This window comes from Streptomyces sp. Tue6028 (genome assembly GCF_002300165.1).
GTDB lineage: Bacteria > Actinomycetota > Actinomycetes > Streptomycetales > Streptomycetaceae > Streptomyces > Streptomyces siamensis.
The window spans coordinates 218,698-234,621 of the sequence record NZ_MLCE01000003.1 but is presented as its reverse complement, the minus strand read 5'-3'; the positions used below and the strand labels follow the sequence as shown (position 1 = coordinate 234,621).

At 70.9% G+C, this 15,924-nt stretch carries 13 protein-coding genes; 8 read left to right on the top strand and 5 right to left on the bottom strand.

Annotated features, from left to right (window positions below; genetic code table 11):
- Positions 1–121: 121 nt before the first annotated feature.
- Complete coding sequence (locus BKI49_RS02910; protein ID WP_095932572.1) at positions 122–1,351, top strand: geranylgeranyl reductase family protein; 1,230 nt, start codon at positions 122–124, stop codon at positions 1,349–1,351.
- Between the two features lie 378 nt (positions 1,352–1,729).
- Here BKI49_RS02910 and BKI49_RS02905 read toward each other — a convergent pair whose 3' ends face one another.
- Positions 1,730–2,179, bottom strand: a complete 450-nt coding sequence (locus BKI49_RS02905) for a nitroreductase family deazaflavin-dependent oxidoreductase (protein WP_028799650.1) — start codon at positions 2,177–2,179, stop codon at positions 1,730–1,732.
- A gap of 249 nt (positions 2,180–2,428) precedes the next feature.
- Here BKI49_RS02905 and BKI49_RS02900 point away from each other — a divergent pair, with 249 nt between their 5' ends.
- From BKI49_RS02900 to BKI49_RS02890, 3 genes are all read left to right on the top strand, one after another.
- Positions 2,429–3,142 carry a TetR/AcrR family transcriptional regulator gene (locus BKI49_RS02900; RefSeq protein ID WP_095932571.1) on the top strand — a complete coding sequence of 238 codons (714 nt, stop codon included), beginning with the start codon at positions 2,429–2,431 and terminating at the stop codon, positions 3,140–3,142.
- Positions 3,143–3,272: 130 nt separating this feature from the next.
- The gene (locus tag BKI49_RS02895; RefSeq protein WP_095932621.1) at positions 3,273–4,517 is read left to right on the top strand and encodes a sensor histidine kinase; all 1,245 of its coding nucleotides are present in this window, start codon (positions 3,273–3,275) and stop codon (positions 4,515–4,517) included.
- Positions 4,514–5,179 (top strand): response regulator, encoded by a 666-nt coding sequence (locus BKI49_RS02890; RefSeq protein WP_095932570.1) that lies wholly within the window; start codon positions 4,514–4,516, stop codon positions 5,177–5,179. Before BKI49_RS02895 ends, BKI49_RS02890 begins: the two co-directional genes overlap by 4 nt.
- Here the strand turns inward: BKI49_RS02890 and BKI49_RS02885 are convergent.
- Together BKI49_RS02885 and BKI49_RS02880 are read right to left on the bottom strand one after the other, a co-directional pair.
- The gene (locus BKI49_RS02885; protein ID WP_095932569.1) at positions 5,140–5,385 is read right to left on the bottom strand and encodes a DUF6332 family protein; all 246 of its coding nucleotides are present in this window, start codon (positions 5,383–5,385) and stop codon (positions 5,140–5,142) included. The genes BKI49_RS02890 and BKI49_RS02885 overlap by 40 nt on opposite strands.
- 218 nt (positions 5,386–5,603) lie before the next feature.
- Entirely contained in the window at positions 5,604–7,085 is a 1,482-nt protein-coding gene (locus BKI49_RS02880) for an MFS transporter (RefSeq protein ID WP_095932568.1), read from the bottom strand.
- An 85-nt stretch (positions 7,086–7,170) separates the two neighbouring features.
- On the opposite strand from BKI49_RS02880, the gene BKI49_RS02875 reads away from it, so the two are divergent.
- The gene (locus tag BKI49_RS02875; RefSeq protein WP_095932567.1) at positions 7,171–7,584 is read left to right on the top strand and encodes a MarR family winged helix-turn-helix transcriptional regulator; all 414 of its coding nucleotides are present in this window, start codon (positions 7,171–7,173) and stop codon (positions 7,582–7,584) included.
- Positions 7,585–7,663: 79 nt separating this feature from the next.
- On the opposite strand, the gene BKI49_RS02870 is transcribed toward BKI49_RS02875, so the two are convergent.
- Both BKI49_RS02870 and BKI49_RS02865 read right to left on the bottom strand, forming a co-directional pair.
- Positions 7,664–8,404, bottom strand: a complete 741-nt coding sequence (locus tag BKI49_RS02870) for a maleylpyruvate isomerase family mycothiol-dependent enzyme (protein ID WP_095932566.1) — start codon at positions 8,402–8,404, stop codon at positions 7,664–7,666.
- 121 nt (positions 8,405–8,525) lie between these two features.
- The gene (locus BKI49_RS02865) at positions 8,526–9,725 is read right to left on the bottom strand and encodes an MFS transporter (RefSeq protein ID WP_179332308.1); all 1,200 of its coding nucleotides are present in this window, start codon (positions 9,723–9,725) and stop codon (positions 8,526–8,528) included.
- Positions 9,726–10,390: 665 nt separating this feature from the next.
- On the opposite strand from BKI49_RS02865, the gene BKI49_RS02860 reads away from it, so the two are divergent.
- The 3 genes from BKI49_RS02860 to BKI49_RS02850 all read left to right on the top strand — a co-directional run bounded on the left by BKI49_RS02860 (position 10,391) and on the right by BKI49_RS02850 (position 15,775).
- Positions 10,391–11,506: a GNAT family N-acetyltransferase gene (locus BKI49_RS02860; protein WP_095932565.1), complete on the top strand. Its 1,116-nt coding sequence runs from the start codon at positions 10,391–10,393 to the stop codon at positions 11,504–11,506.
- A 503-nt stretch (positions 11,507–12,009) separates the two neighbouring features.
- Complete coding sequence (locus BKI49_RS02855; protein ID WP_095932564.1) at positions 12,010–13,455, top strand: glyceraldehyde-3-phosphate dehydrogenase; 1,446 nt, start codon at positions 12,010–12,012, stop codon at positions 13,453–13,455.
- A 595-nt stretch (positions 13,456–14,050) separates the two neighbouring features.
- Positions 14,051–15,775 carry a fatty acyl-AMP ligase gene (locus BKI49_RS02850; RefSeq protein WP_095932563.1) on the top strand — a complete coding sequence of 575 codons (1,725 nt, stop codon included), beginning with the start codon at positions 14,051–14,053 and terminating at the stop codon, positions 15,773–15,775.
- Positions 15,776–15,924: the final 149 nt, after the last annotated feature.

Sequence of the window (15,924 nt, the reverse complement as noted above, 5' to 3'; positions counted from 1 at the left end):
CGCTTACTGGTGTGCAGGGCGCATACACAGCCGATCCTCCCACAGTGGCCTGCGGCGATGCCCGCCGTAGGATGCGGGAGACAGGTGCGGCAGACGGCTGGACTGGGAGCAGTAGACCATCGTGAGCAGCGAGAACACTTCGGCGGACGACGGGCAGCGGGTGTGGGACGTCGTCGTGGTCGGCGCGGGCCCCGCAGGGGCATCGGCCGCCTACGCGGCAGCGGTCGCGGGACGCAGTGTCCTGCTGCTGGAGAAGGCGGAGCTGCCCCGCTACAAGACGTGCGGCGGCGGCATCATCGGCCCGTCGCGCGACGCTCTGCCGCCCGGCTTCGAGTTGCCGTTCCGGGACCGGGTGCACGCGGTCACGTTCTCGCTCGACGGCAGGTTCACCCGCACCCGGCGTTCCAAGCAGATGCTGTTCGGGCTGATCAACCGGCCGGAGTTCGACCAGCAGCTCGTCGAGCACGCCCAGAAGGCGGGCGCCGAACTGCGCACCGGCGTCACGGTCTCCCGGGTCGAGCAGCACGGTTCGGCCGTCCCCGACCGGCGCACCGTCGCCGTCGTGCTCCAGGGCGGCGAGACGGTACTGGCGAGGGCGGTCGTCGGCGCCGACGGCAGCGCCAGCCGCATAGGAGCCCACGTCGGCGTGAAGCTCGACCAGGTCGACCTCGGCCTGGAGGCGGAGATCCCGGTCCCGGAGACCGTCGCCGAGGACTGGCAGGGCCGGGTTCTCATCGACTGGGGCCCCATGCCCGGCAGTTACGGATGGGTGTTCCCCAAGGGGGACACGCTCACCGTCGGCGTGATCTCCGCGCGCGGCGAAGGCGCCGCCACCAAGCGCTACTTGGAGGACTTCATCGCCCGCCTCGGCCTCGCCGGCTTCGAACCGGCGGTCTCCTCGGGCCACCTCACGCGCTGCCGCGCCGACGACTCCCCGCTGTCGCGCGGCCGGGTCCTGGTGTGCGGGGACGCGGCCGGGCTGCTCGAACCGTGGACGCGTGAGGGCATCTCCTTCGCGCTGCGTTCCGGGCGGCTCGCGGGGGAGTGGGCGGTACGGATCGCCGAGGCGCACGACGCGGTGGACGCGCGGCGCCAGGCGCTCAACTACGCCTTCGCCGTCAAGGCGGGCCTCGGCGTCGAGATGAGCGTCGGCAAGCGCATGCTCAACGCCTTCGAGCGCCGCCCCGGTCTGTTCCACGCGGCGCTCACGACCGTCCGGCCCGCGTGGAGGGCCTTCACCGGGATCACCCGCGGGTCGACCTCGCTCGGCGAGCTGGTGCGCACCCATCCGATGGCCGGGCGGGCCCTGACGGCGTTCGACCGCGGTGCGGCGGGCACGGCCGAGGGCTGAGCGTCGGCCTGGACGGGGTCGAGCGCCGGGCCTGGACCGGGCTGAGCATGGGGCATGGACCGGGTTGAGCGTCGGCGCCGGCAATCGGTGAGTTCGGGGCGTCGGTAGAGCTCGGCATGAGGGACGGGGTCGTTACGGGGATCGGTGCGCCCTGGACGCCGGGGCGCGCAGGCCTCTCGAAGGTCCGGTGCGGCCGACGGCTCAGTGCCGGACGCCGGTCGACGGCTCACGCCCGACGCCGGTCGACGTGCCCACGGCCGGGTCCGTGGTGGGCGGCCGTGCGCCGGCGGTCGGTTCGGCGCCGAGTCGCCGCGTGTCCACGGCCGGGTCCGTGGTGAGCCGCTGCCCGCCTGCGGCCGGGCAGCCGCGTGCCCGGAGTCAGCCGGTGACCGTGACGCGGAAGACCGGGTGGTCCGGGGCGATGCGCAGCAGTTCCTCGTTGGACGAGTCGGGGCCGACACCGTTGAAGAAGACGCCGACCTCCGCCTTCCAGCGCTTGAGGTAGGCACGCAGCAGCGGGACCTTGTCCGCGTCGGCGACCTCGGTCGCCGTGAACACGTCCACGTTCTTGCCGAGTCGCAGCTCGCCGCCGCCCGCCGCCCGCATGTTGTGCGTCCACTGGACATGACCGCGCGGGGCCACCAGGTACTGCTGCCCGTCCACGACGAGCAGATTGACCGGGGTCGTCCGCCACTCGCCGCTCTTGCGGCCACGCACCGCCAGCACCCGGGAGCCCCAGACGCTGAGCCCGCGACGCGTGATCCAGGCGACCGCGCGGTTGAAGACGTTCACGGTGAACCAGCCGGGCTTCTGGACGTGAGTGGACATGTTGACCCCCATCGATCGAGAGAGCGGCGCTCTCTTTTGTGAGCACTGCTCTCGCTCGGGAGTAGTCTGCTCCAGATCGGTGCACCAATGCAAGAGCAGTGCTCTCTTTTTGGAGCACCGTTCTTCAATCGGGGCGCCGATCTTGCTTGGAAGCATCGATCTGGTTTCGGATCGGTGCTCTCCTTTGTGTGCAGTGCTCTGCGAACGTGTCAGACTGCCCGGCATGAGTACCGCACGAGGGACGCGAGCATGAGTACGGCACGAGGGGCGCGAGCGCGCGCCAGGATCGAGGTCACCGCGGCCATCAAGGACGAGGCGCGCAGACAGCTCGCCGAGGACGGTGCCGCCAAGCTCTCGCTGCGCGCCGTGGCCCGCGAACTGGGCATGGTCTCGTCCGCGCTGTACCGCTACTTCCCCAGCCGTGACGACCTGCTGACCGCACTCATCATCGACGCGTACGACTCGCTCGGCGAGACCGCGGAGGCGGCGCACGCCGAGGTGGCCGGGGCGGACCCCCGGGAGCGCTGGATCACCGTCTGCACGGCGGTGCGCCGCTGGGCGCTGGAGCATCCGCAGGAGTACACGCTGATCTACGGCTCGCCGGTGCCCGGTTACACCGCGCCGGAGACGACCATCCCGGCCGCCGCCCGGGTGGGCCTGCTCCTGATCTCCATCGTCAGGGCCGCGTACCAGGACAAGGGGGTGGCCCGCACGCCGCTGCCCGCCGAGCTGAAGCCGGAGGCGCGGCGCATGGCCGCCGAGCTCGCGCCGGACCTCCCGCCCGAGACGGTGACGGCGCTCGTGGCCGCGTGGGCACAGCTGTACGGGCTGATCGGTTTCGAACTGTTCGGGCAGTTCCACCGGGTCGTCGAGGACCGGGAGGCGTTCTTCCGGCACGCGGCGGGGCGCCTGGCCCACGAAGTCGGCCTGGTGGTCCCGCCGACGGCCGGTCCCGCGGAGTAGTCGTGCGGACCGGTCCGGCGGGCTGGTCGGCCCCGGCTCCGTAGTGCGCCCCGGTACTCCCCGGGGAGTACGTCCGATCACCTCGCCCGGCGGACGCGGTCGCCGTCCGGGGAGGTCTAGCGTGACCGTCATGGAAGAGCAGCGCACCCCCAGGTCCCCGGCGTGGGGAGGGCCGCACCTGTGGTGGCGGCACGGGCCGCCCGGCTGGAGCCGCTGGGGCGACCCGGAGCGGGCCGCCCGCCTGCCGTGGCGGTCCACGTTCGCGCTGACGGTCTTCGTCCTCATCGGCTCGAACGTCGCGGCCCACTCCCAGACCGGCGATCGCGTCCAACTCGACCTCTTCGGACGGGCGCTGTTGCTCGTGGCCTGTGCGCTGCTGCTCTGGCGTCAGCGGTGGCCGGTGCTCGTCGCGTTCGGCACGGCGGGGGCGGCGCTGGTGTATCTCGGCGCCGGATACCCGTACGGGCCCGTCTTCCTCACCGTCGCGCTGGGCTGCTTCAGCGCGGTCGTCAGCGGGCACCGCCGGGCCGCCTGGGCGGCGGTCGGCATGCTCTGGGCCGGGCACGTGCTGGTGGGGCACTGGCTGTACCAGTGGTTGCCGCCCGCCGGGGACGGGCCGGCGTCCTGGGGGCAGGAGATCGTGACCGCCACCTGGATCGTGGCGATCGTCGCGCTGTCGGAACTGGTCCGGGTGCGCCGCGAGCAGTGGGCCCGTGACCGGGCCGAACGGGCGCAGGCCGCGCGGCGGCGTGCCGACGAGGAGCGGCTGCGGATCGCGCGTGAGCTCCACGACGTGCTGGCGCACAGCATTTCGGTGATCAATGTCCAGGCGGGCGTCGGCCTCGCGCTGCTCGACTCCGACCCGGAACAGGCACGTACGGCGCTGACGACCATCAAGGCCGCCAGCAAGGAGGCGCTCGGCGAGGTCCGGCAGGTGCTCGACACACTGCGCGCCCCGGGGGAGGCGCCGCGGGCCCCGGCACCGGGACTCGACCGCCTGGCCGAACTGGTCGAGCAGGCGGCTGGCGCGGGCCTCACGGTGGAGGTCGAGGGAGCGGACGCGGTGCCCAAGCTGCCGCCCGGGATCGACCTGGCGGCGTTCCGCATCGTCCAGGAGGCGCTCACCAACGTCGTACGGCATTCGGGCTCGCGGCGCGCGCGGGTGCGGCTCGATCATGGGCAGAGCACGCTGCGTCTGCGGATCGACGACGACGGACCGGCCACCGGCGCCGACGCGGGCGGAAGCGGCAACGGTCTGGCCGGAATGCGGGAGCGGGCCGCGGCCCTGGGTGGCACGATCGAGGCGGGCCCGCGTGGGGACGGGGGTTTCCGCGTGCTGGCCGTACTGCCGTCGAAGGTCGAGGAGGACGGGTGATCCGTGTACTGCTCGCCGACGACCAGTCACTGGTGCGGGCGGGGTTCAAGGCGTTGCTCGACGCGCAGCCGGACATCGAGGTGGCCGGTGAGGCGGCCGACGGCGAGGAGGCGCTGCGCAAGGTACGCGAACTGCGGCCGGACGTCGTCCTGATGGACATCCGGATGCCGCTGCTGGACGGCCTCGCCGCGACGCGCCGTGTCACCGACGACGCGGATCTGAAGGACGTCAAGGTCGTCATGCTCACCACGTTCGAGCTGGACGAGTACGTCTTCGAGGCGATCCGCTCGGGGGCCTCCGGCTTCCTCGTCAAGGACACCGAGCCGGAGGAACTCCTGCGCGCCGTGAGGGCGGTGGTCGAAGGCGACGCCCTGCTGTCACCGGGGGTGACGCGGCGGCTGATCTCCGAGTTCGCGGCTCGTTCCAAGGAGCCGGCGGCCGCGGAGTCCCTCGCCGAACTCACCGAGCGGGAAAGGGAGGTGATGGCCCTGGTCGGCATCGGCCTCTCGAACGACGAGATCGCCCGCCGTCTGGTCGTCAGCCCGCTGACCGCGAAGACTCATGTGAGTCGCACGATGGTGAAACTGGGGGCCCGGGACCGGGCCCAACTGGTCGTTCTCGCCTACGAGTCGGGGCTGGTGCGGCCGGGCTGGCTGGGCTGAGCGGCGGTCTCGCGCCCGAAGCGGACCAGCACGGTGACCACCCGTACGGCGAAGACGAGGACGGCCGTGCCGACGCCCGTCATGGCGAGTGCCCGCACGGCGGTGTCCGACAGGTCGAGGAAGAGCGTGGGGCCTGCCACCGTCCCGAAGGCGACGGCCGCCACGAACGCCGCGCTGAGCAGCGCGTATCCGATCTCCACGGTCATCGCGTCCCGCTGAGCCTGGGTGCGCCGCTCGGGCGCGGTCCGGGCCTCGTCAGCGGTCCGCGCCCCGCGCGCGGAGCCGTCGGTGTGCGAGTGTTCCGCATTCGGGCCGCGTGAACGCCCAGATGATCCCCCGTGGTTCTCCATCCGGCGAGTGAAACAGGTGTGCGTCCGGCGGGGCAAGGGGCCTCGCCGGACGCACACCGTGGGGAGGCGTCCCCCTAGTCGCGGAGCGCCACGGGCTCCTTCTCCGCCTCCCTCTCAGGGGACTTGGCGACCAGGACCGAGTGTCCGGTGCGCCGTGTCCGCAGTCCCGGCAGGGTGATCAGCAGGCCCGCCAGCGCGATGCCGGTCACCACGATCAGGCCGGGCCGGTAGCTGTCGAGGACGGCCTGAGGCGAGGCGCCCTCGGACGAGTTCGCGGTCACGACCGCGGTGACGACGGCCAGGAAGATCGCGCCGCCGACCTGTACCGAGGTGTTGAGCAGACCCGAGACCATGCCCTGCTCGTGGTCCTCGACACCGTTGGTGGCCTGGATGTTGAGCGAGGGGAAGACCAGCGCGCAGGCCGCGCCGATCAGCAGCATGGTCGGCAGGATGGCCGCCGCGTACGCGGGGTCGAGGTCGACGCGCAGGAAGAGCGCGTAGCCGGCGACCATCAGGGCGAAGCCCGTCGCGATGAGCCGCGGTGTGCCGAACCGGTCGACGACGGCGCCCACCTTCGTGGAGGACAGCGCCACCAGCGCGCCGGCGGGCAGGAAGGCGAGTGCCGTGTGCAGGGCGGACCAGCCCAGCAGCGACTGCATGTACAGCGTCACCAGGAACTGGAATCCGACGTACGAGCCGAAGAAGGCCATCGCGCCGAGCTGGGCCCGGATCTGGCTGCCCGAGCGCAGCACGCCGAGCCGGATCAGCGGGCTCGGGCTGCGTCGCTCGACGGCCACGAAGACGGTGAGGAGGACGGCGACAGCGGCGAAGGAGAGCAGGGTGCGGGCCGAGCCCCAGCCCGCTTCGGGGGCCTGGACCACGGTGAAGACGAGCAGCAGCATCGCGCCGGTGCCGATGATGGCGCCGGGTATGTCGTACCCGCGGTGGTCCTTCTCGCGCTCGCTGCGCGGGATGAGCTTCAGTCCGGCGATCAGGGCGATGACGGCGATGGGTGCGGGCAGCAGCATGGTCAGCCGCCAGCTCGCCTCGGTGAGCAGGCCGGACAGGACGAGGCCCATGGAGAAGCCGGTGGCCGCGCAGGTGGTGTAGATGGAGAGCGCGCGGTTGCGGAGCGGGCCCTCGGCGAACGTCGTGGTGATGATCGACAGGCCGGCCGGGGCGGTGAACGCCGCGCTGAGGCCCTTGATGAAGCGGCTGGCGATGAGCAGCGGGCCCGAGTCGACGAGGCCGCCGAGCAGGGAGGCGAGCGCGAAGACCGCGAGAGCGACCAGGAAGACCTGGCGCCGGCCCAGCAGGTCGGCGGTGCGTCCGCCGAGGAGGAGCAGTCCGCCGTATCCCAGGATGTAGCCGCTGACGATCCATTGGAGCGTCGAGGTGGAGAGGTCGAGTTCGGAACCGATGGACGGCAGGGCGACGCCGACCATCGACACGTCCAGCGCGTCCAGGAACATCGCGGCGCAGAGCACCAGCAGGGTGCCCCACAGCCGAGGGGTCCAGCGCCCCTGTGACGCGGAGTGGGTGAGCGGAGAGGTCATGCGGTCGAGACTACATGCACATGCATTGAATGCAAATGCATTTAATTCCGATGCAACAAAGCGGATTCTTTGCTACGGTGCGGCCATGGCGGCGAAGAAGGCCGAGCAAGGGCTCGTCAACCAGTGGCGCGACATCCTCGCGGTGCATGCCCGCACCCTGTGCGAACTGGACCGCGAGTTGCATCAGCACGGCCTGGGCGCCAGCGACTTCGAGGTGCTCGACGTCCTCGCCGAGGGCACCGCTTCCGACGGCGGCGCCTCCTACCGCGTCCAGGAGATCTCCGAGCGCGTCCACCTGAGCCAGAGCGCTCTGTCCCGGCTCATCGGCCGCCTGGAGAAGGACGGTCTCGTCACGCGGGGGATGTGCGCGGAGGACCGCAGGGGCGTCCGCGTGTGCCTGACGCCGAAGGGGCGCGCCCTGCACGGTGAGGTGCTTCCCGTGCAGCGCGCGGTGCTGACCCGGATGCTGGCCGGTGGCGCGCCCTCCGGCTGCGAGTGACCGGACCCGTCGCCCGGGGTCGTGTGACCAGCCCGGTCGCCCCGGGCTGTGGTCCGGCCGTCTCGGATCCGGTAGATGTTCAGCTCCAGGTGATCCCGGACTTCTCCCGCCACACTTGGGCCGTCGAGGCGTCGCCCGTCAGGCCCGGGAACGGCAGGCGGTTCCACAGGGACAGGTAGAGCTCGTCGACGGGGCCGGCCAGCTCGCAGTCCGCCGCTCCTCGCTCCTCCCGCTCGCAGATGGGCGGCTCCTGCGAGAGCCGTAGGGTCCAGACCGTGTCCGGGACGTCCGTCGCCCGCACCCGCAGGACGCGCGGCTCCTGTGTCCGCACCTTGCTCCGCGTCCGGCCGTGGAAGCCGCGCAGCAGCTCGTCGATGCCGTCCACCGCGAACTCCGCCGCGACGGGGCTCCGTTGCGGGCCGAGTGCCGACTCGGCGTCGACCCGATGCACCGTCGTCTCGTGGGCCTGCCGCCGCGCCCAGAAGGCGAGCGGCGAAGGGGCCGGCAGAAAACTCCAGCACTGTACGTCCGGCGTGGCGCCCGCCAAGGTGTCGACGAGCCGTCGGTGTCCGTCCCTGAACCAGCTCAGGAGTTCGTCGCCGTCGAGATCCGGCAGGCCACCGTCGGGGTGGTACGAGGAGTGCCTCTCGGCGACGAACGAGGTCGCCCACCGGTGCACCATGCCCGTGTGTCGCACCAGGTCCCGTACCTGCCAGTCGGGGCAGGTCGCGACCTTGGCGTCGGTACCCGCCTCCTCCGCGGAGGCGGCCAGCAGCCGGCCCTCACGGTCCAGGGTCTCCACGAACTCCGGAATCTCCATGCGGCGAGTCTGCCCGATGGGGCGCGGCCGAAGACAGGAGGCACGATGGTCCGCCCGGTGCGCACTGGGCGTTCGTGGAGTGTCGGCGTCGCCCTCACCGGGCGCTCGCAGGGTGCCGGCTTCAGCCCACTGCCGCCCGTCGGGTCGCGAACCCGATGACGGCGGCCACGGCCGCCAGCGCCGCCACACTCGTCAGGGCGGTGGGCAGGGAGTACCAGTCGGCCATGAACCCGATCGCGGGCGGTCCGAGGAGCATGCCGCCGTAGCCGAGCGTGGACGCGACGGCGACGCCGCTCGGTCCGGCGAGCGACCCCGCGCGTTCCACGGCGACCGGGAAGATGTTGGCGAGCCCCAGCCCGGTGACGGCGAAGCCGAGGAGGGCCGCCCAGACCGAGGGGGCGAGCGAACCCAGCAGCATGCCGAGCGCCGCCGTGGTGCCGCCGGCGACGAGAGTGCGGGTCCGCCCCAGGCGTTCCAGGAGGGTCGTGCCACTCAGCCGGCCGATCGTCATGGCGAGGGCGAAGCAGGAGTAGCCGGCCGCCGCGACGCCCGGGTGCGCGTCCAGGTCCTGTTCCAGGTGCAGCGCGCCCCAGTCCGCGAGGGCGCCTTCTCCGTACGCGGTGCACAGGGCGATCAGACCGAAGACGATCACCAGCAGGCGGACGCGGCCGTCCATGGTCCGACCCGCGTCCGCGTCCCGGGCCTCGCGATCGGGCGGCGTCGGCACCTCCTGGCGGAGCAGGGTCCGTCCGGCGACAGCCGTGACGAGCAGGCCGATCAGACAGAGACCGAGCAGATGGCGGGTGGCGGACAACTGGCCGGCCACCAGACCGCCGAGTCCCGCCCCGATCATGCCGCCGAGGCTGAACGCCGCGTGGAAGCTCGGCATCACCGGGCGGCGCAGAGCGGCCACGAGGTCGACGGCCGCACTGTTCATGGCGACGTTGATCCCGCCGTAGGCGGCACCGAAGACCAGTAGTACGGCGGCCAGCGCGCCCGCGGAATGCGTCAGCGGAGGCAGTGTGACGCTGAGCGACAGCAGGACCCCGCACACCACGGTCATCGGATGGCTGCCGAATCGGCGGCACAGCCGCCCGGTGAGCATCATCGTGATCACGGCGCCCGCGGAGACGCCGAGCAGGGCGAGGCCGAGGGTGCTCGCCGAGGCGCCGGTCTGTTCCTTGACGGCCGGGATGCGGACGACCCATCCGGCGAAGACGAAGCCGTCCAGGGCGAAGAAGGTGGTGAGGGCGATACGGAGGCGGGTGAGGTCGTGACCTGGCGTGATGTGCAGGGTGAGGGGTTTGTTTATTAGCGGCACAAATTCAGGCTAGGCGGGTGGGCCGAGAGAGGCAAGAGAGTTGACGGCTGAACGATCGGAGGCGGGCGGGTGGAGACGGGTGGTCGGCCGTGTGTCGCGGTGCCCTTCTGTTCCCGTGACTTCGTCGCGCCCTGGCCCCCCGTGACTCCGTCGCGCAGCTCCGGTCGCCTCGTCGCGCGGACGGACGGGTGGGCATGCCCGGCCCATGTCCCGTCGATGGCGTCCGGCTGCCGAGGCGTCGAACCGGTGTGACGGGTGGGCCTCCGGTGGCGGAGCGCGGCCATGGTGGCGAGCGGGGCGCGTGGGGTGGCCTCCGGGGTCTACGGAAGGCGCCAAAACCCGGGATGTGCGGGTCGGACGGCCCTGAGCGGACCCGTCCGCCCGATCCGCCGACTTCCGTTGCGGTAGGTGCCCTTGACAGCGTGCGTACTGTTTCGCGACGTTTGAGCCCTGCCGAACCGTTCAGGTCTCGGCCGCCGGTCGAGTGGGGAGCGTGTACACGGCGGGGATCGGCAGAAACCAAGGAATGGCAGCACGCGGACAGCGCGTCATGGGGGGAGAGCGGTCGTCCATGCGTTCCATGAACAGTGATCCACACGCCTCACCGGCCTGCGCCGCGACCGGTACGTCCCTCGCGGAGCCTCTGGAAGGGCGGTTGATCTGAGGTGGACATAACGATCCACGGACTCGACGAACTCGGTGCCTCGCTGTCCAAGGCGTGGCATCAGGCCATGGACGAGTCGCCCGTGTACGCCAACCCGTTCCTGGCGCCGGAGTTTGCGATCGGGGTCGGCAGGCACCGCGCGGGGGCGCAGGTCGCGGTCCTTCGGGAGGACGGGGAGGCCGTGGGCTTCTTCCCGTACGAGCGCAACGCCTTCGGCGTCGGCCGGGCCGTCGGACTGGGGCTCTCCGACTGCCAGGCCCTCGTGCACCGCCCCGGTGTCACCTGGAACGCTCAGGAACTGCTGCGGGCCTGCGGTCTGTCCATCCTCGAATTCGATCATCTCGTCGAGGAGCAGAAGCCTTTCGCCAAGCACGTCACGGGGACCTTCGCCTCGCCGGTGATCGACCTGGAGCGCAGCGACGGCGACTACGCGCGCTGGCTGCGCGCCACGTACCCGGGGCTGGCCAAGACGACGCTGAAGAAGGAGCGCCGGATCGGGCGCGACGCCGGCGAACTGCGGTTCGTCTTCGACGAGCGCGACCCGCGGATGCTGCGTCGGCTCATGGAGTGGAAGTCCGCGCAGTACCGCAGGACGGGGCGGATGGACCGGTTCGCGCGACCGTGGATCGTCGATCTGGTGGACCACCTGTTCGACGTCCGCGAGGAACATTTCACCGGCGTGCTGTCCGTGCTGTACGCCGGGGACCGGCCGGTGGCCGCCCACTTCGGGCCGAGGTCGCGGACCGTGCTCGCGGCGTGGTTCACCGCGTACGACCCCGACTTCCACTACTACTCACCCGGGTTGATCATGCATCTGCGGACCGCGGAGGCGGCCGGCCGCGACGGCGTGCGGATCATGGACCTGGGGCGCGGTGACAAGGAGTACAAGGACTGGCTCAAGACCCGTGAACTGCGCGTGGGCGAAGGCTTCGCGGCCCGTCCCCATCCGGTGGCGGCGGCGCACAGAATGTGGCGCAGACCGGTGCGCGGTCTGCGCAACACGGTCCTGGCGCATCCCGCGCTCAGGGAGAGGGCCGACCGTCTGCTGAAGGCGGCCGGTTCGATGCGTGCGTCGCGTCGGCAGGGTTCCGGCGGAGCGGGGGCGCGGTCGCGCTGAGCGGGCTGCTTCCCTGAGAGCGGGGACTGCGCGTGGGGCGACTGCCCGGTGCCGGCTGCGCCTCCGCGGTTCTGCCGATGGGTTCGCGGGCGGACCGGGTGTGCGTGCGCCGGCTGCGTCGCCCGCGGTCCTGCGGATGGGGTCGGGTGCGGGCTGTGCGGGCGTGTGCCCACCGCGACGTCTGTGTTCCTGCCAGGGGCGCGGAGCCGAGTCGTCCGTGCGGCGACCGCGTCGCTGCCACGAGCGCGTCGCGAGAGCGGATCGCCCACGGCAGGTGGGCAGGCCGCGCCACCCCAACTCCCCGTCGTGGTCCGCCTCTTGATCCCGGACGGACGGCGACGGCGACGGTGTCGTGAGCCGCGCGTCTCCTCCGGCCTGGTGTGAAGATATGTGTCGATATGGACGAATGATGCATCGTGGCGCTGTCTCAAGTGATCCTGCCCGCGGGGTCAGATGAGGGTCGGGTTAGCATATGAGCACCGCCTAGCTCGAAAGATAAACCTGTGACTGTCAATGACGACTCGTTCACCAACTGGAAGAACCGCGAGGAGATCGCGGAGTCGATGATCCCGATGATCGGGAAGCTGCACCGGGAGCGTGACGTCACGGTCCTGCTGCACAGCCGGTCGTTGGTGAACAAGTCGGTGGTCAGCATCCTGAAGACCCACCGATTCGCACGGCAGATTGCCGGTGAGGAACTCTCGGTCACCGAAACCCTGCCTTTCCTGCAAGCTCTCACCACGCTCGATCTGGGCCCCTCCCAGATCGACATCGGCATGCTCGCCGCGACGTACAAGGCCGACGACCGCGGCCTGTCGGTGGCCGACTTCACCGCCGAGGCCGTCGCCGGTGCCATCGGCGAGAACAAGCTCGACCGCTCCACCGGCCGTGACGTCGTGCTCTACGGCTTCGGTCGCATCGGCCGCCTCGTCGCCCGTCTGCTGATCGAGAAGGCCGGTTCCGGCAACGGCCTGCGCCTGCGCGCCATCGTCGTCCGCGGCGGCGGTGACCAGGACCTCGTCAAGCGCGCCTCGCTGCTGCGCCGCGACTCGATCCACGGTCAGTTCAACGGCACGATCACGGTCGACGAGGCGAACAGCACGATCGTCGCCAACGGCAACGCGATCCGGGTGATCTACGCCAACGACCCGTCGGACGTCGACTACACGACGTACGGGATCAAGGACGCCATCCTCATCGACAACACCGGCAAGTGGCGCGACCGCGAGGGTCTCTCCAAGCACCTGCGCCCCGGTATCGACAAGGTCGTCCTGACCGCTCCGGGCAAGGGCGACGTCCCGAACATCGTCCACGGCGTCAACCACGACATGGTGAAGCCGGACGAGCGCATCCTGTCCTGCGCCTCCTGCACCACCAACGCCATCGTCCCGCCGCTGAAGGCCATGGACGACGAGTACGGCGTCCTGCGCGGCCACGTGGAGACCGTCCACTCGTTCACCAACGACCAGAACCTGCTGGACAATTACCACAAGGCCGACCGCCGCGGCCGCTCGGCGCCGCTCAACATGGTGATCACCGAGACCGGTGCCGCCTCCGCCGTGGCGAAGGCGCTGCCCGACCTCAAGGCGCCGATCACCGGCAGCTCGATCCGGGTCCCGGTGCCCGACGTCTCGATCGCGATCCTGAGCCTGCGGCTCGGCCGCGAGACCAGCCGTGAAGAGGTCCTCGACTACCTCCGCAACGTCTCGCTGCACTCGCCGCTGAAGCGGCAGATCGACTTCACCACCGCCCCCGACGCCGTCTCCATGGACTTCGTCGGTTCGCGCCACGCGTCGATCGTGGACGCCGGCGCCACCAAGGTCGACGGTGACAACGCGATCCTCTACCTCTGGTACGACAACGAGTTCGGCTACTCCTGCCAGGTCATCCGCGTCGTCCAGCACGTCTCCGGGGTGGAGTACCCGACCTACCCGGCCCCGGTGGCCTGACTCGTAGGTCTCTGGCAGACACCCGGAAGGTTCCGGACAACCCTGGAGGCCGGGGAAGTCCACCGGGTCCTCGCGACGGGCGGGGTGGTCGGAGAGACGGGCGGACTCGTTCCGAGTCCGGTCGCTCTCCGACCACCCCGCCCGTCGTCGTGTGCGGGGAGACCTGGTCCGAAGGGTTCGCCGGGCCGTTCCGTGCGGGCGTCAGGATGCGCCAGGATTGGCCGTATCTATGCGTTGACTGTGCGTCAGATCGCCCAATTCCTCGTTAAATACCCGGGGTTACATCTGACCGGGCGGCGAGTCTTGCTATCGTCCTACTCGTCGGTAGCAAGCTGCACGGGGGTCGCGAGGCACCTGCGCGCGTAACGCAGCTGCTCCTCGGGCGGGTTGGCCGAGACGGACGTTCTGGCAAGGGGGCCAGGCGGCCACGGTCACCACGCGGACGCATCGAAGCGTCCCTCCGGCATGCCTTCGAACTCCAGTTCTCTCATGCTCCAGCTCCACGGACCTCATTTCCCGGGACCTCGTCACCCGGTCCCGATTCCCCGGACCTCGCTTTCCGTGCCCCATGATCCGAACAGGTGAGACTCGTCAAATGGCCCGTTCCCTGGTCGACTTACTGACCGTGCACGCTTCGCAACAACCCGAAGCGACCGCCTACCGCTACCTCGTCACGGGCGACGGTGACGGGGAGGTCCAGGACATCACGTACGCGAGGCTGGCCCGTCGTTCCCGTGCCGTCGCCGCCTGGCTCCAGGACCGCGGCCTGGCCGGTGCGCGCGCCGTGCTCCTCTATCCGCCCGGTATCGAGTTCATCTGCGGCTACCTGGGCTGCCTTTCGGCCGGAGTCGTCGCCGTGCCCGGCGTGCCCCCGCAAGGGCGGTCCCAGAACCACCGCGCGCTGATCCGGACGAAACGCCTGATCGCCGACGCGGACGCCACGGTCGTCCTCGGTGGACGGGAGGTGCTCGCCGCCCTGAGCGCCATGGCCGAGCACCTGCCAGAACTGGCCGGGATCACCTGCGTCGCCACCGAGGACATCCCCGACGAGGCGGCCGACGCCTGGCACGAACCCGACCTCGCCCCCGACCAGGTCGCCTTCCTCCAGTACACCTCCGGCTCCACGTCCGCCCCGCGCGGAGTGATGGTCACCCACGGGAACCTGCTGGACAACGAGCGGATCATCACGGAGCGGATGGGGCACACCCCCGACGCGATCGCCGAGCACCGCGGCGAGATGTTCGTCAGCTGGCTGCCCGTGTACCACGACATGGGCCTGATCGGCCCGGTCCTGAACACGGTCTACCTCGGCGTCACCGCGACGCTCTTCTCCCCACTGCACTTCCTGCAACAGCCCGGACGCTGGCTCGACGCCGTGACCCGGTACCGCCCGCACACCAGCGGCGGCCCCAACTTCGCGTACGAGCTGTGCCTCAAGCACGCAACGCCCGAGCTCCTCGACGGCCTGGAACTCAGTTCGTGGAAGGTGGCGTTCAACGGCGCCGAACCGGTGCGGGCCGCCACACTGCGGCGGTTCGCCGACACCTTCGGCCCGGCCGGCTTCCGCCGCGAGGCCTCCTACCCGTGCTACGGACTGGCCGAGACGACCTTGATGGTCACCGGCGGATCCGTGGCGGCCCCTCCGGTCCTGGTCGACGCGGCGCCCGGCGGACCGCACGCGGGAGAGGCGGACGCGGCGGCGGTGGGCTGCGGGCGGCCCGGCCCCGGCACCACCGTGGTGATCGCCGAACCCGAGCGGCAGGAGGAACTGCCCGAGGGAGAGGTCGGCGAGATCTGGGTCGCGGGCGCGAGCGTCGCCAAGGGCTACTGGCGCAACGCCCTCGCCACCCGCGAGACCTTCCGTGCCACGCCGAAGGACCGCCCGGACCGTTTTCTGCGCACCGGCGACCTCGGCTTCCTGCGCGACGGCGAACTGTTCGTCACCGGTCGCCTGAAGGACCTGATGGTCATCGACGGACGCAACCACTACCCGCAGGACCTGGAGCTCTCCGCCGAGATGTCCCACTGGGCGCTGCGTCCCGGGTGCACCGCGGCGTTCTCCGTGGACGGCGGGACCGCGGGTGAACAGCCCGTCGTCGTGGCCGAGTTGTCCCCCGAGGCGGCAGGCGAGTCCGAGAAGATCAGCGACCTGATCCGCAGCGCGATAGGCCGGGCGCACGGGCTGCCGGTCCGCGACATCGTGCTGGTGCACCCCGGCACCATCCCCAAGACGTCCAGCGGCAAGATCCAGCGCCACGCCTCCCGGGAGGCGTATCTCGCCGGAACCCTCTCCGTGCTCGACGCCGCCGCCTTCGGATGACGTGGTGGGCCCGAGGCGCCGCGCGGCGCACTCGGCCGTAAAAGCCCCGCGGTGGGGGCCTGTTGCCCCCGCCGTCGTCCCGCCGTGCCGTTCGTGCGGAACCAGCCCGACCGTACGGAACCCATCCTGATCGTCCGGAACCCAGTCTG